The sequence below is a fragment of the Rhodococcus sp. NPDC056516 genome (assembly GCF_042794655.1).
Lineage (GTDB): Bacteria > Actinomycetota > Actinomycetes > Mycobacteriales > Mycobacteriaceae > Rhodococcus_F.
In genome coordinates, this window is sequence record NZ_JBHTTG010000009.1 from 42,843 (window position 1) to 63,664 (window position 20,822).

The following is a 20,822-nucleotide window of genomic DNA, read 5'->3' on the forward strand; positions in this document are numbered from 1 at the left end:
TGTTCTAGGACTGTACATACGCATACACTCTGAATTCATTGAGAGCTGCGTTACATTCGGTGATCGCCTCTCGCCCCAGCCCAGACCTTCTAAGAAGGAGTTCCGAGTGACCACCCGAGTCCCCCCGGCCCACTCCGAATCAGGGGACAGTGACCGATCCTGTCCCCTCGGAATTCGAGCGCAGAAATGAGCACAGTGACGATCGACCGCAAAACGGGAAGGCCGGTGAATCGCCACTCGGCGTGGCGGCGACTCGGTGTCCCGTACGCGCATCTCGCTCCGGCCTTGATTGCAGTGGCCCTGACGACGTTTTATCCCCTTGCGGTAGCGCTGATCAACAGTTTTCGGCACTGGCGGGTCAACGAGACCCGTGAACCGCAACAGTTCGTTGGCCTGGATCAGTACGCGAAGGCGCTGTCTGACAGTAATTTTCACAATTCCGTCTGGGTGACGCTGATATTCACGATCGTATCGGTGGTCGCCTCGGTAGGTTTGGGCCTTGCCATCGCGCTGGTGCTCAACCGCACGACGTGGCTGTCGGGAATGACCAAGGCATTGCTCATCCTCCCGTTCGCTGTCGCCCCGGCTTTGAAGGGGTACTCGTGGCGCTTCATGTTCAACCCCGACTACGGCGTATACGACAAAATGATCAAAGCCGTTGCCCCGTTCACGGATTCGATCAACTGGTTGGGTGATCCGTTCTGGGCGCTGATGGTGATCGCCGGCAGTGAGATCTGGGGATGGGCGCCGCTGATTGCTCTGATGTTCCTCGGCGGACTGGGTTCGATTTCACCCGAGATTCGCGATGCCGCGCGAGTTGACGGAACTAACGCCTGGCAAGAGTTCTGGAAGATCAGTTTCCCACTTCTTCGGCCTCTGATTTTGATCGTGGTGTTTCTCAAGGCGGTGTTCTCGGTCAAGATGTTCGATCAGGTGGTGACCACCACGGGCGGCGGTCCAGGTAGGGCTACCGAGACGCTCAATTTCTTCGCCTATTCACAAGGTTTCACCTTTCTGGACATCGGCTACGCATCGGCAGTGTCCTGGATCCTCGTCGTCGTTCTCGGCGCACTTGCCGCTGTGTACCTGATGCTCATGGGAAGGCAGGATTCGAAATGACCGACATTCTCGAACGCGCGAACACGCTCTCTCGATCGTCGACGACCAAGCGACGTCGTCGGCCGAAGAGCACGACTCAACGTGTATTCGACGTCCTGCGAACATTGACGACGTTGGCAATTCTCTTTTTCGTGATGTTTCCTATCCTCTGGCTGGCGTTGACCGCGTTCAAGCCGGAGCGCGAGGTCTTCAGCACCTCGATCATCTTCCGCCCCTCTCTTGCGAGTTTCCGCGAGATTCTATTCGGGGCAAACAATCTCGTCCATCCGATGTACAACAGCATTGTCATTGCAGTCGTGACGACGGTGCTCTCGGTTCCGCTTGCGTTGTTGGCCGCATACGGGTTCTCTCGCTATCGTTTCCCCGGTAACAAGCCGATTCTGTTGGCCATTGTCATCACCCAATTCATTCCCGGCGTCGCGATCGCACTTCCCTTTCTCACCATGTTCCGAGACTTGGGGTTGCTCGATACGAAACTGGCCTTGATCGTCGCCAACCTCGCCATTGTCGTTCCTTACAACACCTGGTTGTTGAAAGGTTTCGTCGACGGGCTTCCTATCGAGGTGGAAGAGGCAGCACGTTTGGATGGTTGCGGTCAGCTCAGACTTTTGTGGCGCGTGATCACGCCGCTCGCCGCGCCGGGAATATTCGTTGGTGTCGTCTTCGCTTTTCTGTTGTCCTGGAACGAATTTCTCTTTCCTACGTTCTTGGCGCGCGCCGACGCGATCACTCTGCCGGTGTCATTGATCTCGCTCGAACGACCAGAAGGGATCCAGTGGGGCCCGATGGCCGCTGCCGGCTTGCTCGTCATGGTCCCGATGATTGTTCTCGCAACTTTGGTTCGGAAGCACTTTGCGCAGGGTATGACGCTAGGAGCAGTGAAATGAGATCAATGTTCAGACGACGTGGTCGACGGCTGATTCCGGCCGCTATCGCCGTGGCACTTGCGGTGGTCGTCTCATCCTGTGGCTCCGGCCCGACCACCGAGGATTTCATGTCTCAGGTGAAAGATGGCTCGGTCGACGAGCTCGGACTGTTGGAGGGAAAACCATACGACGGCACCACCATTCGATTCCTGACATGCTGTGCTTCTTCCCCCCAATTCGCCTCGCTGAAGGCGCGCACCGCTGAATTCACCGAACGCACGGGAATCACGGTGGAATCGTCGAATGTTCCTTACGCAACATTCCTGCAGAAGATTGTCGCCGAAAGCGCAATCGGCGGGGGCACGTACGACATGTTGATCTGGCCGGACGCCTGGGGGCCGTCACTAAAGGTAGGTGTGCAGCCGCTGGACGAGGTAATGGCGAAGGACGGAATCACACTCGACGACTTCTCGGGTCCCTTCAGGGAGGCCGCCGCTGCAGGAACCGACGGGCAGACGATGGGTCTTCCCCTGCGCGGTTTCTCCTATAACTTGTTTTACCGCAAAGACATCTACGATCAGCTTGGTCTCGAAGCGCCGAAAACCTGGGACGAGTATTACCAGCAGCTCGCGCTCATCAAGAGCAAGACCGACAAGTATCCGTTGGCCGGGCAGTTCAGCCGTAACAGTGGACAGAATCTCTACACGTGGCTGACAATGCTGTGGAGCAACGGGGCCGAACTGTTCGACGGGGACGGCAATCCGACCTTCACCTCACCGGAAGCAGTGGCCACCACTGAGAAGTACATCGAATCGGTCCGTCAGGGATACACGCCACCGGCGTCCACGAACTGGGGTGAGACCGATGCGACAACGGCGTTCCTCAAAGGAAACGCTGCCACCGTCATGACTTGGTCGTGGCACCTCGATGACTTCACGAACACGGGCAAGGCTGCACCGGAACTCGACGGCAATGTAGGCGTAGCGGCGCTGCCGGCTTTCGCTGGCAAGACTCCGTCCAGTTACGCCTACACCTGGTTGACGGGAGTGCTCAACACGTCGAAGAATCAGGGTGCTGCTTGGGAATACGTCAAGTGGATGACCAGTGCATCTACAGAGCGCGCCGTGGCCTTGGATAAAGATAACCCCGCCACCACGACCGGAATCACAGTTCACAATTCGAACATGCTCGATCCGGAAGTCAACGCGGCCAACAAGGATTTGCCGGAGATCCAGTACGAAGTTCTCCAGTCTGCTCGCGCGATCCCGATGAATCTGGATTGGCCTCGAATCATGGACATTCTGGCAGTCGCCGTCAATGAAATGGCGAACGGTGCGGATGTGCAGAGCACTCTCGAATCTGCGGCAGACGAGATCAAGAAGCTCGACTGATGGACAGCGAAAATCACTACCAAGGAGGCGAATTGATGAATGCCGATCAGACCGAACAGGCCAAAGCAGTGCTGAACGAAATTGCCTACCAGCCATATGCAGACCCGGAAGAGTTCATCGTCGAGTGGACGGACCGGATTTGGGTAGAGCGCGGAGTTGGGCTGATTCGGGAAAATTACGCACCGGATTCGATAGTGCACGGCGCCTACGGCACCGGGGTCGGTGTCGAACCTGTCGTTCGGAGCACGCTGACCAAGATCAGCGGCTTTCCGGATCGGGTGGGGCAGGCAGAAGATGTCGTGTGGGAAGCGCGTGGTGACGATGCGTTTTTGAGTTCTCATCGGATCTTCAGCAGTGGCACGGATACCTCGTTGTCCACCTATGGTCCGCCCTCAGGCCGACGGTACTCCGCCAAGACGATCGCCAACTGTCTGTACCGGCGCGGTGTGATGGAAGAAGAATGGGTGGTGCGCGACGAATTTGCAGTAATCAGCGATCTGGGTCTCGATCCGGAGGTGGTAGCCCGGGGCCTTGCGTTCAGTGAATTCACCGGGTCGGCGACGCTTTCCGACTCAGTGGACGTCCTCGCCGGCGGAGACTCCGGCCCACGCCCGGATCTGTTCCGGGGCGAATGCGATTTCGTCCTCGAAATGATCGAGGAGGTATGGAATCAGCGCAACTTCGATCGGATCGGGCAATACGTCCCGCGAGACGTGCTGTGCCACACCACCCGCAACCGCACACTCAGTAGACAAGGCAACTTCCAGTCGTCGATCATCGACATGCTCGCTCCGTTCCCGGATGCGCGCATTCACGTTCGGGACATCGCCGCTAACTACTCCGAGCACCATGGTGGTCTCCGCGTTGCGGTTGTGTGGTGGCTCACGGGAACGTACACAGGGGTGCCTGCGTACGGACGGCCGACTGGCTCGCCAGTGCAGGTACTGGGATCGTCCCAGTTCCTCTTCCGCGACGGCAAGATTACGACGGAATGGCGTATCTACGACGAACTCTCGACTCTGACCCAGATCGTCCATGCGCGCGGCGACGAGCCGTCCGTCATTTCAGAAAGGGCATGACATGGCCACAGTGAGCTACGACAGCGCCACTCGTCGATACCCGGGTACCGAGATCGCCGCAGTGGATCAGCTGAACCTCGAGATTGCGGACGGCGAATTTCTGGTGCTGGTAGGCCCGTCCGGATCGGGCAAGACCACGGCACTGAGAATGTTGGCGGGCCTGGAGGACATCGACGAAGGCGGAATTTCCATCGGGGATCGTGATGTGACCATGGTTGCACCGAAGGACCGTGATATCGCCATGGTGTTTCAGTCGTACGCGCTGTACCCACACATGACGGTCGCTGACAACATGGGATTCGCGCTCAAATTGCGCGGCGAGCCCAAGGACGTGGTGAAGGAAAAGGTTGCCGAAGCTGCGCGCCTGCTCGACCTGAGCGCGTACCTCGATCGGAAGCCGAAAGCTCTTTCAGGTGGTCAACGTCAACGAGTTGCCATGGGGCGAGCTATCGTTCGAGATCCTTCTGTGTTTCTGATGGACGAGCCCCTGTCCAACCTCGATGCGAAACTTCGCGTTGAGACCCGCGCGAACATCGCTGCGCTGCAACAGCGACTCGGCACCACCACCGTCTACGTCACTCACGATCAGGTCGAGGCAATGACCATGGGACATCGGGTCGCGGTACTCAAAGACGGTATCCTGCAACAGGTTGCCAGCCCGCGAGAGCTCTACGAACGTCCGTCCAACGCCTTCGTTGCCGCATTCATAGGCTCGCCCGGCATGAATCTCGCGACCCTGGCCGTAGCCGGGGGTGGCGTTCAGCTGGGTGATCTCGTCGTGCCGATCGCCCGTTCAGCGTCGTCGGGGCTCAGCGAAGTGACATTCGGAATTCGTCCGGAAACACTGCACCTCGTCGGCGTTGCCGACGAGGGGTTCGAACTCACGGTCGAGCTGGTTGAGGAACTGGGTGCGGACGCATACGTCTACGGCACCGTTTCCGGTTCGACAGGGACACAACGGGTGAACGTGCGAGTGGACGGGCGCACTCCGCCGAAACTGGGGCAAACAGTGCGGGTGGGCGTGCGAAACAACGCCGAAGTGCACCTGTTCCATCCGAGCAGTGGTGAGCGGTTGGCCGCCTGAACCGATTGCCGATGGAGGATTGTCCGACGCTATGAGGGGCGTCGGACAATCCTCTCGAAGACCAGTCGGCTCTAAATCAGCTGTCGGACGGGGTTTTACCCGAGAGTCGATACACGCGAGATGAGGACGTATGACAACCATCATGTATGACCTGACGTCACGTGCCGGCCAAATATCACAGCCCATGGTTGGGCGCAGTTCGCGGCGACATCGAAGTCGGACCACGAGCGACAATGCCAGGCATATCTTTGCCTTGGACAGGTTCACAGGCGAATGACTATCAGTGTGTTCGAGCTCTTTTCGATCGGTATCGGGCCGTCGAGTTCGCATACCGTCGGACCTATGCGAGCGGCGAGTATGTTTGTCGACGATTTGAACGCACTCGCCGTCCTCGGCGATGTCGCTGAAATACGGGTAGATCTGTATGGATCGCTTGCGGCTACGGGCGCCGGGCACGGAACGCTGTCTGCCATCCTCCTCGGACTCGAGGGATGTCGCCCCGAGAGTATTGAGCCCAAGGAGATGGAAGCGCGACTCACCCGAGCTCGCTCCACTGGCAGAATCCGACTCGGGGGGACTATAGACATATCGCTGTCGGAAGACGATATGGTGTTGCGCCCGTTGACTATTCTGGATGTTCATCCCAATGCGTTGGCATTCGCGGCAACCGCCGCAGGCGGCCAAGTGGTCCATAGTCGGACCTACTACTCGGTCGGTGGTGGTTTCGTTGTCGCAGAAAATGATTCGGAGCCGTCTACGCGTCGTGATGGACATTCCTTGTCGTTTGGTTCCGCGCAAGAACTTCTCGAGCTGACCGAACGCTATTCACTCTCGATCAGCGAGGTGATGCTCGGGCACGAACGAACACTGCGCTCGGATATGGAGGTTCGAGATCGGCTCTTGCACATACGCGACGTCATGGTCGAATGCTGGCACCGCGGAATCGGCCGAGACGGCTACCTTCCCGGCGATCTCGGCGTGCGTCGCCGCGCTCGTGACTGGTACCAACGTCTTCACGCGGAAGACCGCGCGCGTGACCTGGCCTTCGCTGAGGACTGGGTCAATCTGGTTGCTCTGGCAGTAAACGAGGAGAACGCTTCCGGAGGAAGAATCGTCACGGCTCCCACCAACGGCGCCGCGGGGATCATCCCAGCCGTCCTGCATTACGCCTTGCATTACACCCGGGCAGGTCAAGCGGACCGGGACAATGCGACTATCCGATTCCTACTAGTGGCCGGCGCCATCGGTTCGCTCTACAAAGAACGAGCTTCGATTTCCGGTGCAGAAGTGGGTTGCCAAGGTGAGGTGGGTTCCGCTGCGTCGATGGCTGCCGCCGGTCTGGCCGAAATACTCGGCGGCAGTCCGAAACATGTGGAGAATGCGGCAGAGATCGCGATGGAACACAGCCTCGGGCTGACGTGTGACCCGATAGGCGGTTTGGTGCAGATACCGTGCATCGAACGTAACGCAATTTCGGCGGGAAGAGCGATCAATGCGGCTCGAATGGCATTGCGCGGAAATGGAACACACCGCGTCAGCCTGGACCAGGTAATCGAGACGATGCGGATGACAGGTGTCGACATGAACTCGAAGTACAAGGAAACGTCGATGGGTGGCCTTGCTGTCAACGTGCCGGTGAACATTGTCGAGTGTTGACATCAATATTCGGTATCTAGACCAGGCTCACCTTCGGGTATTGATCATCCGAAGTGCGAACCGAAATACCACTGCGGCACCCGCACCTGCAGCCAGACCGGCGACGACATCGGCAAGAAGGACACCGACGCCTATGCCCAGGACGGCAGCAGCGGCGACGGCAAGGGCGACGTCAGCACGAGGAGCGGCGATCGCGGCATCCTTTCCCCGAGTATCGAACGAGCACCCATCTCAACGGAGCATGTCACGAAACTGTCGTCCGCAGGTGTATCAACAGCAAAATGTGTGAAACGCGTCGGCCCCGACGGAGTTGGACTCCGCCGGGGCCGGGCTGTGTGTACAGCGCTGTGTGTATTGCGCGCTGGCTCAGTGTGTTGGGACGGATTCCTTCGAGGAGGTCGGGGACGTATCGGTGTGCTGGCTACCAATCTCCTTGCGGGAGTTGGAGCTGTTGAACCGAGGGAGGAAACCGGCCAGGACGAGTGCGATGACGGCGGATCCGGCAGCGAGAGCCATGACTACGCGGAAAGCGTTCTCCGACGGCAGCGTTGCCCCACCGATGGACATGGTCATCTGGGCGATGACGACACCCGCGATGGCGCTGGCGAATGATGTACCGAGGGAGCGCATCAGGGTGTTGAAGCTGTTGGCTGCACCGGTCTCGGACGGAGGAACAGCCCCCATGATGAGAGCGGGCATCGCGCCGTAAGCCATACCGGTACCGGCGCCGATGATCACTGCGATCACGATCAGTTCCCAAATTGAGTGCATGGCGAAAATGCCGATGCCGTAACCGATTGCGACGACAACGGCGCCGAGCATGAGCGTCACCTTGGGGCCGTGCGAATTGGTGATGCGTGAGGACAGCGGAGAGATGAGCATCATGATGATGCCGGACGGAGCCATGACCAGACCTGCGGTGAGCATCGAACCGCCGAGACCGTAACCGGTGACCTCAGGCAACTGGACTACCTGGGGAAAGACCATGCTGGCGGCGAACATCGCGAATCCGAACACGATGGATGCGAGGTTGGTGAAGAGCACCTGGCGGCGGATGGATACGCGTAGATCTACCAGTGGCTTGGGGGTGCGTAGTTCCCACCAAGCCCAGAATCCGAATATGACGATCGAGGCAGCGAACAGCGAAAGCGTGAGCGTGCTTGTCCATCCCCAGTCGCCACCCTTGGAAATGGCAAGTAGTAGAGCGATGAGGGCGGCTGAGAGCGAGATTGCTCCGCCGAAGTCGAACGTGCCACCCGTGCGAACCGTCGATTCGGGGACCAGGACTACAACCAGCCCAGCCGCAAGTGCGCCGAGCACGGCTGACGCCCAGAACAGGACGTGCCAGTCCGCGTATTCCGCGATCAGGGCTGCGATCGGAAGACCCAGAGCGCCACCGACTCCCAGTGAAGCGCTCATCATCGCAACAGCGCCGGCGAGTTTCTTGGGCGGAAGCACGTCGCGCATCACACTGATGCCCAGCGGGATGACGCCGGCCGCAAGACCCTGGAGGATTCGGCCGGCAACGAGGGGGATCACACTCGAGCTGAGTGCTCCGACCACCGATCCGGTCACCAACAGCGCCATGCTGATCAGGAGCAGACGGCGTTTGCCGAACATGTCGCCCAACCGGCCCATGGTCGGGACGGCGACGGCAGCTGCGAGCAGGGTGGCGGTCACCGCCCATGCGGTATCGGACGCGGGAGCGTTCAGGTACTCCGGCAGGTGCGGGATGATCGGGATGACCAGCGTCTGCATGAGCGAGACGACGATGCCGGAAAACGCCAGGACAGCCACCACTGCAGTGGTGGCTGGTGACTTCGAGGTTTGTGGCGGCGTTGTTGGTGGTGGAGAAGTCGGTGGTGGAGAAGTGTTTGACGACATTGCGGTAACTCCATCGGAGGAAGTACGAAAGTGGTTTAAGTCAGTTGCTTGAACTAAACTTAAATCAAGTGACTGACTTAAGGGAAGGGTGTGTCTCCGATCGTGACGAACATCTCCGGTGCCGAGCAGCTTCGGACAGTCGAGGATGATGGTGACCATGACTACGAGGGCTGAAGATGCGACGGCCGAAGCCGGCGTCGCGGCAAATTCCGCGCGTTCTGCTGCAACCCGAGACCGCATCCTCGCCGTCGCCGAGCAGCTGTTCGCCGAACACGGAGTTTTTGCGGTCTCGAACCGTCAGGTGAGCGAAGCGGCAGGTCAGGGCAACAATGCGGCCGTCGGATATCACTTCGGCACCAAGACCGATCTGGTCCGCGCGATCGTGAACAAGCACTCCCAGCAGATCGAGAAGAAGCGCGGCGAACTGCTACGGAAGGTTGAAGGGTCGAAGGACGTTCGAGATTGGATTACGTGTCTGGTTCGGGCGTCGACCGATCACTACGCTGAAATGGGTGGCCCGACCTGGTACGCGCGGTTCAGTGCGCAGATTCTCACCGATCCAGTCCTGCGGAAAATCGTCTACGACGAGGTTCTGGCCTCGCCCACCCTGCAGGAGACGCTTCGCGGACTATCAGCCTGTCTCACTGACATGCCGATGAGTGTTCGACGCGCTCGCGCGGACATCGGACGCAATGCGATCGTGCACATGTTCGCCGAACGCGAGCGCGCGCTTGCCGAAGAGGGGCCGGATGAAGTCACATCGTGGGAGGACTTCACGACCGACCTCGTCGACGCATTGGTGGGTCTTTGGACTGCCCCGATCAGCCGCTGACCGGCCGCTCATCCGCGCTGTCCACCCGTTCCGACGGAACCCTGCGCAATGGATCTTGTGCCGGTGGAAGATCCAGGAGCAGGCCGACGCCCGCAAGAACGATGACGAGCCCACTGACGAGCGCGAACGTGACAGGCTCGTTCAACCACAGCACTCCGATCGCTGATGCCGAAATCGGCACCAAAAGAGTGACGGCCGATGCCGCGACTGGGCCCGCCTGGCGAATGATCCAGAAATAGACCAGGTAGCCACCGGCGGTAGCCCCCAGCCCCAGGGCTGCCACGGCGATGAGTGGACCGACGGTTATGGGCCCCGGTGGGGGAGCGACGGCGGACACGGGCACCAAGAGGGCAACCGCGGCAAGTTGTTGGCCGAGGGCCAGTGTCATTGGTGGAGTGTCCTGGAATGACTTTCGTGCGTAGACACCTCCGACTGCATACAGCAGCGCCGCAGTCAACGACGCGCCGACGGCCAGCATTGCGCGGCTGTCGAGCGCTGACGGAATCCCGCCGACGAGCACCGAGACGCCGGCAATGCCGATCGCAACACCCGAGATTTTTCGCCAGGTGATCTTTTGCCGAAGCCAGAAGGCGGCGACGAATACCGTGAACATCGGAGTCGTGGCATTCAGGATCGACGCCGTCGACGAGTTGAGTCCGACGATCGCAGTTGCGACAAGCGTGAGAGGCCCAGCGACGTTGAGGGCCGCCAACAGTAGGAATGCGGGAAACCGGTGACCGACTGCGTGCCAGGTCGATCTGCTGGAGGCCGTTATCAGTGCGAGAACCAGCGCTGCGACTATGAAGCGGGCATGCGTCGTGCCGACGGCGCCGAAGGTTGGGGCAGCCACGGCAACCAGTGGGAACGAGCTTCCCCAGAGTGCGCCGACCAGCAGCAAAGCTCCAACCACGGCGAATCGGCTGCTGCCGATTGCCTTTCGATTCTTCATTGAGCCTCTTCGTCAAAGACCTTGCGGACGTGGATGGTCAATGCCTCGACCTACCCTATACCCCCAGTAGGTATCATGATTATTGTGTCATGATGATGCGGTGATCGGGGATTGCTTGACGGCTAATTCGTTTTCCCACAATGGTTTATGTGGCGAGGTGATGGCCGTACGCGCCTTCGCACATTCTCCAGTATACCTATAGGGGGTATATTGATAGATGTGTGAGGCTGGCTTCTCGGCTCACCGCCGTCCCCCCGAGAGAACAGGAACCCCAATGAGCAGCTGTGGCTGTGGCAATACCCCGAAGACTGACGCCAATGGCGTTGCAGGCACTGTCGGTACGGCGATGCCGACCGGCGGGAAAGACCTACTCAACTCTGGGAGTGGTGAACTCGTCGAATGTCGGGTCATGCCCGGCAGTGTGATCGAGAAGGCGCGTGCCGAAGCGGAAGGCCTGTTCCGTGACTTCGAAGGCAATCGGTACTGGTTCTGCTGCAAGGGATGTGGTCCTCGATTCGACGCAAATCTCAGGAAGTACGCCGACGTGAGCTGAGCGAAAAGTGGTGGTGCAGGCGATGTCTGCACCACCACTTTTGTTGTAGCGCCGTCGGTGTTCGGGCGGACCGTCATCATCAGACAGCGCGAGCACAAGCGCACTGGGTAGCCGCCAAGGTGCATTCGCCTTGCGTCGTTTCGTATGACGGGGGTGCGGGCAATTTAGCACCGGTCTCCCGAGGCCAAAGTGCAAATCCTGCAACGGCTCCCGCTGCGGCAAGCGCTGCGAGGATGCTCCAGGTGACCGCAAATCCCGCGCTCGTGCCGACCCATCCGGCGATCGGATAGGTGACAAGCCAGGCGAGGTGCGACAGCGAGAACTGGGCTGCGAACACCTCCGGTATACCTGTGGGGTCGACGGAGCGCCGAAGCACCTTTCCGGTCGGTGTGACGATCATGGCCATCCCGGCGCCGATGAGTGCCCACACTGAGGCTGTGAGTATCCACGTGAATACGCCGGCCACGGCGAGGGATGCTGCCGCGCCTGCGCTGAAGACCAGAACGACGGAACCTGCTGTCATCACGGTGCGTTCAGCGGTTCTGTCGAGAATGCGTGGAAGAAGCAGAGCGGTCACCAGCGTGCCGGTGCCCGATGCGGCAAGCATCCAGGCCACGTCGGATTGGGTTCCACCGAGCTCGTCGCGAACGTAGTTGACGGTATTGACCACCACGATCGAGCCGGCTGCTGCCACCACGAGATTGAGGGCCATGATGCCGCGCAGTCGCGGTGTGGTCACGAAGATCCGCACTCCCGACGCGATCCGATCCCACGCCTTACGGTGAGTGCTGGGACGAGCGTTGGGGATTCGGGTGGCCAACACGAGCAGCGCCGAAACAGCAAAGCCCACGGAGGTGGCGACGAACAACAGGTTGAACGTCATGAAGGACAACGCGACTGCGGCAAGGACAGGGCTGAGCAGACTTTCCATCGTGTAAGCGACCTGCGATGCCGACAGCGCGCGGGTGAAATCGGCCTCGTCGGTCACGATGTCAGGGATGACCGCCTGGAAAGTGGGTGTGAATGCTGCCGACGCAGCCTGGAGAACGCCTACCAGCACATAGATGTGCCAGATCTCGCTGACAAAGGGCAAGGCGATCACTACCGCTGCTCGAATGACGTCGAGTGCGACGAGGAAAGCTCGTCTCGGCAACCGGTCTACGTACGCCGCTGCGAGTGGAGCGATCACGACGTACAGGGACATCTTGATAGTCAGCGCGGTGGCGAGTACAGCTCCGGCGCTCGGTCCGGCGAGTTCGTAGGCGAGTAGACCCAGCGCAACCGTCGCCAACCCGGTGCCGAACAGCGCGATGATCTGGGCGCTGAAGAGCAGGCGATAGTCGCGAATCAAGAACAGACGCATGCTGTTCCGTTCTGGCACGGTCCTAGCGGTCCGGTTCATCTGGTTTCACTCCCGCGACAAGATTGAAAGCTCCGGTCAGGACATTGAGAGCGACGATTCCGACTACGTCGGCGATCTCGCGATCACCGTAGCCGTACGCTCGAAGGTCCGATATGTGTTCGTCGGAAATCGAGGCAGGTTCCCGGTAGACGCGCAGTCCGAGGTCGATCATTGCCGCGATGGCGGGATCGGCCGACGTGCCCGCGCGGGCACGCTCGATCTCGTCCGCCTCGACGCCGTTGGCGTGCGCGGCGGCGACGTGGGCTTCGAGGCAAACAGCGCAACCTTGCTGGACCTGCACAGCGATCGAGATTCGTTCGCTGATCTTGCGGTTCAACTTCGCTCGCTTCATTGCCCGGCTGAGTTGCAGATAGCCACCCAGCACAGCGGGTGAATGAGCCATCGCCGCAACCATGTCGCCGACCTGTCCGTGACGGTTGACGAGCTCGGCGAGCAGGTCTTTGGATGTGCCGACAGCGGTGGCCGGTGTGAGAGGTGCAAGGCGTGACATGAGTTGTCCTAGGTGGTTCCGATGGTGGTGGGTTCGGTGGACGATCGCCCGCCGTACCCACCACCGGAGTTGGTCAAGAATTGACGGTGGACTTAACGGTTCGAGGCTCTTCGACTTTGGGTGAGCGCATCACTACCGCGGTGATTGCTGCGCCCACCACTGCGATGACGGCTGCACCGATGAACACTGCGGAGAACCCGTTCGTCAGCTCGGTCAGGTCGCCGAGTTGATCAGCGCCGAACACTGCTGCGATCGCGGTCATCACCGCGAGACCGACAGCGGAGCCGACCTGGTAACTGACGTTGACGATGCCGGACGCCAATCCGCCCTCCTCTGGGCGTGCGGCCGAAATCGCCGTACCCAGTGAAGGAATGAACGCCAGCGTCATACCGGCCGCAGCTACCAGCGAGGCCGGCAGCACGTCTACCCAGAAGTTGCCGGTGGGCCGGATCAACGACATCCAACCCAAACCTATTCCCAGGACCAGCAATCCGGCGACGATCATTGCTTTTGCGCCGAAACGAGCCATGGCCCGTGGTGCCACGACGACCATGCCGAGCATGACGAAGATCGTCATCGGCAGCAGAGCCGCACCGGCGGGGAAGGCGCTGTATCCAAGCACTTGCTGCAGATACAGGTTCAGGAAGAACCACATCGGTATCCAGGCGGCGCCGAGCACGAGCTGAGCGATGTTCGCGGCACCGAGGTTGGGCGCCTTGAAGATTCCCAGACGCACGAGAGGCTCCCGACGCTTGGACTGGATCAATACGAATGCACCCAACAGAGCGGCCGACACGGCGAGCGCCAGCCACGTCTGCCCGGATCCCCATCCGACATCAGGTGCTCTGACGATGCCGAAGACTCCGACAGCAAGACCTGCGGTGACAGCGAGTGCGCCGAGGAAGTCGATCGACCCGGTACGTGCCGGTGCGTTCGGCATCAGGAGGGGAGTAGCGATCAGCGCGATGACGGCGATGGGAATGTTGAGGTAAAACACCCAAGGCCAGCTGGTGTATTCGGTGATGACGCCGCCGAGGAACACTCCGGCCGTACCGCCTGCCGGGGCGGCAGCGCCGTAGATGGACAGCGCCTTGGTCATCTCTTTCTGCGTGCTGCCGAACAGCATCATCAGCAAGGTGAGCGCCGATGGTGCGATGAGTGCGGCACCGGCACCCTGAACGGCGCGGCCCGCAAGTTCGACGGCAACGTTACCGGCGGCACCGGCGACAACGGAACCGATCAGCAGGATCAGCCAACCAGCGGAGAACACTCTGCGGGCGCCGAACAGGTCGGACAGGCGGCCGCCGAGGAGGAGTAGCCCGCCGAATGCGATGACGTACGCATTGAAGACCCAGGTCAGGCCTTCCTGGGAAAAGCCGAGATCGCTCTGCATCTGGGGGAGAGCGACACCGATGATCGAGGTGTCCATGATGACCATGAACTGAGCGGCGGCAATCAACGCCAACGCCCACCACTTACGTGTGGATTGCGGTTGTGTGGACATTCTGACTTCCTTACCTGTACGGGGTATAGGTGATTCTTGCGTGTTCCGGGGACGTCGTAAGCGAGCCTGGGTGACATCGGCGCAGCGCTTCGTTGGGGTGTACGGGGAAATGCTGCTCTTGGAACTCATTCGGCCGGCGCTCTGCGTAGATGCGCATCGGATCTCCTTCGAGTGAATTCAGGGTGTTCGAGTAGTTCGTTGCATACCCTAGGGGGGTATGGTACAAATTGCAACAGGTTCGATGCCAAGGAGTGCAGAACCTGACGCAGACGGCAACGGAAGTGCTGCCGACCTAAGCTCGGGAGGGCAAGATGTTCAGCAAGAACGGCTACACACTGGAATTGGTAACGTCGGAGGCGACTGTCGGCAGCAATGTACCTCTGCAATTCCGGATTCTGGATTCAGCGGGAACTCCGTTGACTCAGTACACGGACACCCACGACAAGCAGTTGCATCTGATCGTGGTCGGTCTGGACCTGACCGAGTTCCAGCACGTGCATCCCGAATTGGATGAGAACGGAAACTGGCACGTGTCAGTTGATTTCGCTCATTCGGGAGACTATCGAGTCTTCGCTGACTTCACCCCGGACGGCGGTGACGGAATCACGCTGAGTGCGGATGTACGCGTCGTCGGCTCCTATGATCCCCGGCCGTTGCCTGCCGCTGCTGCCGACACGACGGTCGACGGATACACAGTCTCTCTCGAAGGCGCGGCCCATGCCGGTCAAACATCGAAGCTCACGCTCTCGGTCAGTCGTGACGGAATCCCGGTCACAGACTTGCAGCCCTACCTTGCCGCGTACGGGCATCTGGTCGCGTTGCGTGCCTCCGACCTCGCATATCTCCATGTGCATCCGGACGGTCATCCCGGTGACAGTGTCACGCCAGCTGGTCCGGCAATCACCTTCTACGCCAACATGCCGAGTGCCGAGGACTACCGATTGTTCTTGGACTTCAAACACGACGGGTTGGTGCGTGCAGCGGAATTCACGCTGACGGCCGACAATGCGACCCCACCTGTGTCCGAACATGCGAACCACGCGCACCACGGGCACTGAGATCGAATGCGTTTCGCAGCAGCGGGAAAACGGGCATCGGCAATCGCCATGCACCCATCTGTTCGTGCAGTAGCGAAGTGCCTGGCGATGTGCGCAGTGATTGCTCTGCAGGACAACGGAAGCCGAAGAGTATCCGCACCTCGCCCCGGAAATGAGAATTGTTGCGACATCACGCGTTGACGAAAAGGAGGATATCAAATGTCGGAAGCGACAGAAGTTGGCAGTGCTCCAGGCAGTGATTCGACTGGCGATGCATGCTGCACGAGCGATTCGCACGGCTACATCTCCGCCAAGGACGACTACCTGGCGCGACTGCGTCGCATAGAAGGTCAATCTCGTGGCCTGCAGCGGATGGTCGACGAGGACAAGTACTGCATCGACATTCTCACTCAGGTCTCGGCGATGACCAAGGCTCTCCAGGCGGTAGCCATGGGCCTGCTCGAGGACCACATTGGCCACTGCGTCGTCAAAGCCGCTGTTGCCGGTGGGCCCGAGGCAGACGCGAAGATCAAAGAAGCGAACGACGCGATTGCGCGATTGGTCCGCTCGTAGAACTGTGCTCGACGAACATTGATACCTTGGTGGGCATGTTCAGTGTCGAGATCCGTCGTACATTCGCTGTGAGGCAAGGGCTTCCGGCACCCGTGCGGGACGCAAAGAATTTGCCGCCGCTGATGCCTGCCGAGGGATTTCGGGTGACGATGCGAGCGGGGTTCTCGTTCCAGGACGACCAACTCGGAGATCGTGGATGGTTTGTCGACACGGACGCTCTGGACGAAGCGATCGATCGATGTACCGAGCAATTGGCGAGCGGTGTCTGGCCGGAGATTTTCGATTTCCGTCCGTCATTCGAGAACGTTACGAAGTGGGCTTTCGGTGAACTGGCGCCCAGCATTCCCCAACTCGCCTACGTCGAACTCGACAACGAGACAATCGGTGTGGCAACAAGATACGTCAGATCGCAGTGATCTGACGTATCTCGTTGCCGCTTAGAGTTCGATCGATCGGTTACTGGTAGAGGCGCAGTGCGGAACCGATGAAGGTCTTGCCGAATGCGAGTCCGGCCTTGTTGAAGTAGAAGCTCAAGACCGTATCGGCAAACGGGACTGCGGACACCGTTTTGGTGATCTGCGACTCGGCGTCCGCCCACTCCGCGCATGCTGCGTCGCCGGTCAAACCGGAGGCCTTGGCAACGGCTGCTTCGTAGGCGGGGTTGTTGATCGAAGAGAAATTCTTACCTGCTGCCGGAGCAGGACCGGAGAAGAATGGGACGAACCCGCTGGGAACCGAGTTGTTGATCTGGATCCACGCGATGTCCCACTGGTTGTTGTCTTTGCCGCTGAGCATGACGTCGACAACTTTGGTCTGGTCGGCTCCTGTCACCTCGACGGTCGCGCCGAGGTCGGACCATGCCGTCTGAGTGAGTTCGGCTGCTGCGCTGCGCGCATCTTCGCCGGCAGCGTAGAAGAGGCGGAGGGTCAGCGGCTTTCCGTCCTTGCTTCGCTTGCCATCAGAGCCGGCGGTCCAACCGGCCGCGTCCAAGGTTGCCTTTGCTGCGCTGAGGTCGAAGTCCGGAATGTTGCCTGCGACAGAGTCGTACACGCAGGCGCGGGGTTCGACGGAGACAAGACTTGTTGCGCGGGTGCCTTGGCCGCCAGTGATCACTTCAGCGAGATCGTCGAGATTGACGGCCTGGACTAGAGCTTTTCGAACGGCGGGATCACTGGTCGGATTATCCGCAATCTGATTGAAGTACATCTGACCGGCGGGAAGTGGGCGCTGGACCGAGTCGAAGTTGGCGGCATCGATGCGATCCTTGTCCGGACCGGCAATCGGAGATGCGCTCAGTTCGCCCGAGAGAAGCTGGTTTGCTGCGGTGCTGACATTGGGTGCCATGACAGCAATGACCGTCTTGGGGACACCCGGTGTGTCGGAGGTGGTGTCGTCGGGGCCCCAGCTGTAGCCGTCACGACGCTCGAACGTGTAGTGGTCGTTGGCCGAGACTTCGGTGACTTCGAACATGCCGGAGCCCAGCGACTTGTTGTTCGAGGCGGTCGGATCCTCGAGTCCGGCATCGCACATGATCGGGAGGCGGCTGATGGTGAGGAGGAGGAACGGGGTCGGCGCCGGAGTGGTTACCGTGATGGTGCGGGTGGCGAGATCGGCAGTGGCCGAAGCGCCGATGGGAACTGTGGTGCCACGTTGTTGTGAACCCTTGGCCGGATCGGCGACGAAGTTGATGTTGTTCGCGACGGTCTGTGCGGTCAGCGTCGACCCGTCGGTACAGGTCACGCCTTCACGAATGGTGAAGGACGCGGAGGTCGGCGTTTCTTCCCACTTCTCGGCCAACCATGGTTTGAATTCACTGGTTTCAGGATCCTGGTAGACCAGGGAGTCGTACGCCAGCTTCGAAATTTCCGCGGTTGCCGCCGAGCCGGACATGATCGGGTTCAGTGCACCCGGATCGCCTTGCAACGCGTACCGGAAGGTTCCGTCTGTCAGAGGCTCACCGCCGCCGGAGCCCGAGGACGTGCCTCCCGAGCTGCAAGCCGACAACACGAGCGCGAGCCCCGCGGTCGCGGCAAGCGTCGAATAGGAGCGGTGTTTCATTGTGCCTCCGTGAAGGAGCCGGGGCCCGGGAGTGAATCGTGAGGGCGCAGTCGAGTGTGACCGCTAAATCTTGGCGTAGGACGTGACGGGCATCTCGGTTGATCCTCACGAAAATCCGGCAGATTTTTGTTCGATTTCACGAAGGCTGGAGTTCTGGCTCAGTTCAGGGGGAGTCGAGGGCACTTCGATGTGGCCACCCGGTCTCCGTGAGTACTACGGCCGGAACCGAGGTCGCCGGGGCGATCGGGCCGAGACCGCGGAGATCTTCGTCGCCGTCGATCTCGGACCAGAATTCGTCCGCCGAAACATCGAGGCCGAGAACGATCCACGGCGGTCCGGCCCTTTGAAAGGCAAAGGAGATGTTGCCGGTTCGAGGAACCGTCGCATCGAACAAATGGTCTCCGACGGGATAACCCTGCTGCTCGCCGATCAAAGTCACGGTCGTCGGTTCGAAGGATGCCGCGCGCAGAATCTGCTCGACTGCGCGGTCGAAGCTCTGCTGGGCGCTGAACTCTTTGTCCGGCTTCGAACCGCTGAACTCGGGAAAATGCGCACAACACAAAACATGAGAGCCTGCTGAGGTGCCGTACAGGCCAAACACGGGAAATCCACCGGCCACGACGCGTGACGTTAGCAGAGCGTCGAAGTGAAGGAATTGCTGTTTCAGCAAAGATTGTTGCGTGAATTGCGGGAGATGTTCATCCTGGATGAATGAGCCACGAACACGACAATCACCACGAAAACTCCGATACCACCGAGAACCCGTACGCCAAGGCGGACGCACAATTCTGGAACTCGCTGTACGAAGAACGCCCAGCGCGGTGGAGCGGAAACCCCAACCCGCAGTTGATTGCCGAAGCCTCCGACCTGGAACCGGGCACGGCACTCGACGTCGGTTGCGGCGAAGGTGCCGACGCTTTGTGGTTGGCGCGTCGCGGGTGGAAGGTCACCGGCACCGACATCTCGTCGGTTGCGCTCAGCCGCGCCCAGGCTCACGTCGAGGGCGAAGGCGTCGACATCGAATGGCTGGAAGCCGACCTGACGAAGTGGGATCCGCAGGGGCGCTCGTTCGATCTGGTGTCCGCGCAGTTCTTCCACATGCTCGAACCCGCGCGCGGGGAATTGTTCCGTGCTCTCGGAGATCTGGTCGCGCCCGGCGGGCATTTGCTGATCGTGGGCCACTCACCTCACGAGTCGCCGACCGAGCACCATCGGGCCATGCTCCATACACCCGAATACGTGGAGTCGCTGTTCACCGATGGTTGGAAGGTGTTGGTCTCGGAGTCGCGGGAACGTGATCTTCCCGCGAACCCCGAGATGCATCACACGACGGATACCGTTGTGCTGCTTCAGCGATTGAGTGCGAGCACCGACAGCAACTCGTAAGCGACGTGGGCCGCTGCGATACCGGTGATCTCGGCGTGGTCGTACGCCGGCGCTACCTCGACGATGTCGGCGCCGACCACGTTGAGTCCCACCAACCCACGCAGTGTGTTCAACAATTCGCGAGAGGTCATGCCGCCCGCTTCGGGTGTTCCGGTGCCCGGAGCGTGGGCGGGATCGAGTACGTCGATGTCGACGGAGACGTACACCGGCCCACCGTCGAGGCGCCTACGCATGCGCTCGACGATGCTGGCGACACCGTCGACCTCGTAGTCGTCACTGCGGATCACCTGGAAGCCGAGGACGCGGTCGTCCTCGAGGTCCTTCTCGCTGTAGAGCGGTCCACGGATGCCGATGTGCTGCGAGCGCTCCATGTCGATCAGGCCCTCTTCGCTGGCGCGGCGGAAGGGGGTGCCGTGGGTGAATGGCTGACCGAAGTAGGTGTCCCAGGTGTCGAGGTGAGCGTCGAAGTGCAGGACGGCGATCGGGCCGTGATCGCGGGCCAGTGAGCGCAGGATCGGCAGTGCGATGGTGTGGTCGCCGCCGAGCGTGAGCACGGAGGAACCGTCGGCGCGCAGGTCGGTGACGGCGGACTGAACCGTCGTGAGAGCTTCCTGGATGTCGAAGGGGTTGACGCCGATGTCGCCGAAATCGGCTACCTGCTGGTTGGCGAAGGGGGAGACCTTGAGCGCCGGGTTGTACGGACGCAGCAGCTTCGACGCAGCGCGGATGTGGCCCGGGCCGAAACGAGCGCCGGGGCGGTAGCTGACACCCGAATCGAAAGGAATGCCGAGAATCGTCACGTCGGCGCGCGAGACCTCGTCCAGGCGCGGCAGACGCGCAAAAGTGGTCGGCTCGGCGTAGCGGGGGACGCGCGTGGCGTCGACGGGTCCGATGAACGATCCGGGGTTGTTGGTAGCCATGTGCAGAGGTCCCTGCTC

The 20,822-nt window shown here is 60.4% G+C and carries 20 protein-coding genes; 12 read left to right on the top strand and 8 right to left on the bottom strand.

The annotated features are described in order from the left end of the window. Positions 1 to 186: 186 nt before the first annotated feature. The 6 genes from ACFQ6Y_RS25670 (at position 187) to ACFQ6Y_RS25695 (ending at position 7,195) form a co-directional block, all read left to right on the top strand. Positions 187 to 1,119, top strand: coding sequence for a carbohydrate ABC transporter permease (locus tag ACFQ6Y_RS25670; protein ID WP_378448076.1), 933 nt, complete (start codon positions 187 to 189; stop codon positions 1,117 to 1,119). Beyond that, positions 1,116 to 2,006 (top strand): carbohydrate ABC transporter permease, encoded by an 891-nt coding sequence (locus ACFQ6Y_RS25675; protein WP_378546093.1) that lies wholly within the window; start codon positions 1,116 to 1,118, stop codon positions 2,004 to 2,006. The genes ACFQ6Y_RS25670 and ACFQ6Y_RS25675 overlap by 4 nt, the downstream gene beginning before the upstream one ends. Further along, positions 2,003 to 3,376 (top strand): ABC transporter substrate-binding protein, encoded by a 1,374-nt coding sequence (locus ACFQ6Y_RS25680; RefSeq protein WP_378638728.1) that lies wholly within the window; start codon positions 2,003 to 2,005, stop codon positions 3,374 to 3,376. The genes ACFQ6Y_RS25675 and ACFQ6Y_RS25680 overlap by 4 nt, the downstream gene beginning before the upstream one ends. A 35-nt stretch (positions 3,377 to 3,411) precedes the next feature. Beyond that, positions 3,412 to 4,455: an ester cyclase gene (locus ACFQ6Y_RS25685; RefSeq protein ID WP_378638732.1), complete on the top strand. Its 1,044-nt coding sequence runs from the start codon at positions 3,412 to 3,414 to the stop codon at positions 4,453 to 4,455. A 1-nt stretch (position 4,456) separates the two neighbouring features. Next, a complete protein-coding gene (locus ACFQ6Y_RS25690) occupies positions 4,457 to 5,539 on the top strand; it encodes an ABC transporter ATP-binding protein (RefSeq protein WP_378638736.1) in 1,083 nt (360 codons plus the stop codon). A gap of 273 nt (positions 5,540 to 5,812) precedes the next feature. Next, the gene (locus tag ACFQ6Y_RS25695) at positions 5,813 to 7,195 is read left to right on the top strand and encodes an L-serine ammonia-lyase (RefSeq protein ID WP_378546105.1); all 1,383 of its coding nucleotides are present in this window, start codon (positions 5,813 to 5,815) and stop codon (positions 7,193 to 7,195) included. 366 nt (positions 7,196 to 7,561) lie between these two features. On the opposite strand, the gene ACFQ6Y_RS25700 is transcribed toward ACFQ6Y_RS25695, so the two are convergent. Beyond that, positions 7,562 to 9,079, bottom strand: a complete 1,518-nt coding sequence (locus ACFQ6Y_RS25700; protein ID WP_378638740.1) for an MFS transporter — start codon at positions 9,077 to 9,079, stop codon at positions 7,562 to 7,564. A gap of 157 nt (positions 9,080 to 9,236) precedes the next feature. Here ACFQ6Y_RS25700 and ACFQ6Y_RS25705 point away from each other — a divergent pair, with 157 nt between their 5' ends. Beyond that, entirely contained in the window at positions 9,237 to 9,911 is a 675-nt protein-coding gene (locus ACFQ6Y_RS25705; RefSeq protein ID WP_378534685.1) for a TetR/AcrR family transcriptional regulator, read from the top strand. Here the strand turns inward: ACFQ6Y_RS25705 and ACFQ6Y_RS25710 are convergent. Then, positions 9,901 to 10,860 carry a DMT family transporter gene (locus tag ACFQ6Y_RS25710; protein WP_378638745.1) on the bottom strand — a complete coding sequence of 320 codons (960 nt, stop codon included), beginning with the start codon at positions 10,858 to 10,860 and terminating at the stop codon, positions 9,901 to 9,903. The two genes, ACFQ6Y_RS25705 and ACFQ6Y_RS25710, sit on opposite strands and share 11 nt — an antisense overlap. A gap of 274 nt (positions 10,861 to 11,134) precedes the next feature. Here ACFQ6Y_RS25710 and ACFQ6Y_RS25715 point away from each other — a divergent pair, with 274 nt between their 5' ends. After that, the gene (locus tag ACFQ6Y_RS25715) at positions 11,135 to 11,413 is read left to right on the top strand and encodes a hypothetical protein (protein WP_378638749.1); all 279 of its coding nucleotides are present in this window, start codon (positions 11,135 to 11,137) and stop codon (positions 11,411 to 11,413) included. A gap of 79 nt (positions 11,414 to 11,492) precedes the next feature. Here the strand turns inward: ACFQ6Y_RS25715 and ACFQ6Y_RS25720 are convergent, their stop codons facing one another. The 3 genes from ACFQ6Y_RS25720 to ACFQ6Y_RS25730 form a co-directional block, all read right to left on the bottom strand. Then, positions 11,493 to 12,815 carry an MFS transporter gene (locus ACFQ6Y_RS25720; RefSeq protein ID WP_378638752.1) on the bottom strand — a complete coding sequence of 441 codons (1,323 nt, stop codon included), beginning with the start codon at positions 12,813 to 12,815 and terminating at the stop codon, positions 11,493 to 11,495. Further along, a complete protein-coding gene (locus ACFQ6Y_RS25725) occupies positions 12,799 to 13,326 on the bottom strand; it encodes a carboxymuconolactone decarboxylase family protein (RefSeq protein ID WP_378534693.1) in 528 nt (175 codons plus the stop codon). The genes ACFQ6Y_RS25720 and ACFQ6Y_RS25725 overlap by 17 nt, the downstream gene beginning before the upstream one ends. A 73-nt stretch (positions 13,327 to 13,399) precedes the next feature. Then, the gene (locus ACFQ6Y_RS25730; protein WP_378638757.1) at positions 13,400 to 14,830 is read right to left on the bottom strand and encodes an MFS transporter; all 1,431 of its coding nucleotides are present in this window, start codon (positions 14,828 to 14,830) and stop codon (positions 13,400 to 13,402) included. 311 nt (positions 14,831 to 15,141) lie between these two features. Between ACFQ6Y_RS25730 and ACFQ6Y_RS25735 the strand changes: the two genes are divergently transcribed. The 3 genes from ACFQ6Y_RS25735 to ACFQ6Y_RS25745 all read left to right on the top strand — a co-directional run bounded on the left by ACFQ6Y_RS25735 (position 15,142) and on the right by ACFQ6Y_RS25745 (position 16,856). After that, a complete protein-coding gene (locus ACFQ6Y_RS25735) occupies positions 15,142 to 15,888 on the top strand; it encodes a hypothetical protein (RefSeq protein ID WP_378638761.1) in 747 nt (248 codons plus the stop codon). Positions 15,889 to 16,086: 198 nt separating this feature from the next. After that, positions 16,087 to 16,440, top strand: a complete 354-nt coding sequence (locus ACFQ6Y_RS25740; RefSeq protein WP_378638766.1) for a metal-sensitive transcriptional regulator — start codon at positions 16,087 to 16,089, stop codon at positions 16,438 to 16,440. A 35-nt stretch (positions 16,441 to 16,475) separates the two neighbouring features. After that, positions 16,476 to 16,856 (top strand): 6-carboxytetrahydropterin synthase, encoded by a 381-nt coding sequence (locus ACFQ6Y_RS25745; protein ID WP_378534701.1) that lies wholly within the window; start codon positions 16,476 to 16,478, stop codon positions 16,854 to 16,856. A gap of 40 nt (positions 16,857 to 16,896) precedes the next feature. Here the strand turns inward: ACFQ6Y_RS25745 and ACFQ6Y_RS25750 are convergent, their stop codons facing one another. Both ACFQ6Y_RS25750 and ACFQ6Y_RS25755 read right to left on the bottom strand, forming a co-directional pair. Continuing rightward, a complete protein-coding gene (locus tag ACFQ6Y_RS25750) occupies positions 16,897 to 18,498 on the bottom strand; it encodes an ABC transporter substrate-binding protein (protein WP_378534703.1) in 1,602 nt (533 codons plus the stop codon). A gap of 163 nt (positions 18,499 to 18,661) precedes the next feature. Then, positions 18,662 to 19,099, bottom strand: a complete 438-nt coding sequence (locus ACFQ6Y_RS25755) for a hypothetical protein (RefSeq protein WP_378638769.1) — start codon at positions 19,097 to 19,099, stop codon at positions 18,662 to 18,664. Positions 19,100 to 19,209: 110 nt separating this feature from the next. Between ACFQ6Y_RS25755 and ACFQ6Y_RS25760 the strand changes: the two genes are divergently transcribed. After that, complete coding sequence (locus tag ACFQ6Y_RS25760; RefSeq protein ID WP_378638774.1) at positions 19,210 to 19,884, top strand: class I SAM-dependent methyltransferase; 675 nt, start codon at positions 19,210 to 19,212, stop codon at positions 19,882 to 19,884. Here ACFQ6Y_RS25760 and speB read toward each other — a convergent pair. Beyond that, the gene (speB, locus tag ACFQ6Y_RS25765; protein WP_219469211.1) at positions 19,848 to 20,804 is read right to left on the bottom strand and encodes an agmatinase; all 957 of its coding nucleotides are present in this window, start codon (positions 20,802 to 20,804) and stop codon (positions 19,848 to 19,850) included. The two genes, ACFQ6Y_RS25760 and speB, sit on opposite strands and share 37 nt — an antisense overlap. Positions 20,805 to 20,822 lie beyond the last annotated feature (18 nt).

What these genes read in the sequence shown, in the direction of transcription:
- ACFQ6Y_RS25710 (WP_378638745.1), bottom strand. Translation starts at nt 10,860, where the DNA reads ATGAAGAATCGAAAGGCAATCGGCAGCAGCCGATTCGCCGTGGTTGGA.
- ACFQ6Y_RS25705 (WP_378534685.1), top strand. Translation starts at nt 9,237, where the DNA reads ATGACTACGAGGGCTGAAGATGCGACGGCCGAAGCCGGCGTCGCGGCA.
- ACFQ6Y_RS25735 (WP_378638761.1), top strand. Translation starts at nt 15,142, where the DNA reads ATGTTCAGCAAGAACGGCTACACACTGGAATTGGTAACGTCGGAGGCG.
- ACFQ6Y_RS25745 (WP_378534701.1), top strand. Translation starts at nt 16,476, where the DNA reads ATGTTCAGTGTCGAGATCCGTCGTACATTCGCTGTGAGGCAAGGGCTT.
- ACFQ6Y_RS25675 (WP_378546093.1), top strand. Translation starts at nt 1,116, where the DNA reads ATGACCGACATTCTCGAACGCGCGAACACGCTCTCTCGATCGTCGACG.
- ACFQ6Y_RS25715 (WP_378638749.1), top strand. Translation starts at nt 11,135, where the DNA reads ATGAGCAGCTGTGGCTGTGGCAATACCCCGAAGACTGACGCCAATGGC.
- ACFQ6Y_RS25670 (WP_378448076.1), top strand. Translation starts at nt 187, where the DNA reads ATGAGCACAGTGACGATCGACCGCAAAACGGGAAGGCCGGTGAATCGC.
- ACFQ6Y_RS25720 (WP_378638752.1), bottom strand. Translation starts at nt 12,815, where the DNA reads ATGAACCGGACCGCTAGGACCGTGCCAGAACGGAACAGCATGCGTCTG.
- ACFQ6Y_RS25695 (WP_378546105.1), top strand. Translation starts at nt 5,813, where the DNA reads ATGACTATCAGTGTGTTCGAGCTCTTTTCGATCGGTATCGGGCCGTCG.
- ACFQ6Y_RS25750 (WP_378534703.1), bottom strand. Translation starts at nt 18,498, where the DNA reads ATGAAACACCGCTCCTATTCGACGCTTGCCGCGACCGCGGGGCTCGCG.
- ACFQ6Y_RS25725 (WP_378534693.1), bottom strand. Translation starts at nt 13,326, where the DNA reads ATGTCACGCCTTGCACCTCTCACACCGGCCACCGCTGTCGGCACATCC.
- ACFQ6Y_RS25740 (WP_378638766.1), top strand. Translation starts at nt 16,087, where the DNA reads ATGTCGGAAGCGACAGAAGTTGGCAGTGCTCCAGGCAGTGATTCGACT.
- ACFQ6Y_RS25730 (WP_378638757.1), bottom strand. Translation starts at nt 14,830, where the DNA reads ATGTCCACACAACCGCAATCCACACGTAAGTGGTGGGCGTTGGCGTTG.
- ACFQ6Y_RS25685 (WP_378638732.1), top strand. Translation starts at nt 3,412, where the DNA reads ATGAATGCCGATCAGACCGAACAGGCCAAAGCAGTGCTGAACGAAATT.
- ACFQ6Y_RS25690 (WP_378638736.1), top strand. Translation starts at nt 4,457, where the DNA reads ATGGCCACAGTGAGCTACGACAGCGCCACTCGTCGATACCCGGGTACC.
- speB (WP_219469211.1), bottom strand. Translation starts at nt 20,804, where the DNA reads ATGGCTACCAACAACCCCGGATCGTTCATCGGACCCGTCGACGCCACG.
- ACFQ6Y_RS25760 (WP_378638774.1), top strand. Translation starts at nt 19,210, where the DNA reads ATGAGCCACGAACACGACAATCACCACGAAAACTCCGATACCACCGAG.
- ACFQ6Y_RS25680 (WP_378638728.1), top strand. Translation starts at nt 2,003, where the DNA reads ATGAGATCAATGTTCAGACGACGTGGTCGACGGCTGATTCCGGCCGCT.
- ACFQ6Y_RS25700 (WP_378638740.1), bottom strand. Translation starts at nt 9,079, where the DNA reads ATGTCGTCAAACACTTCTCCACCACCGACTTCTCCACCACCAACAACG.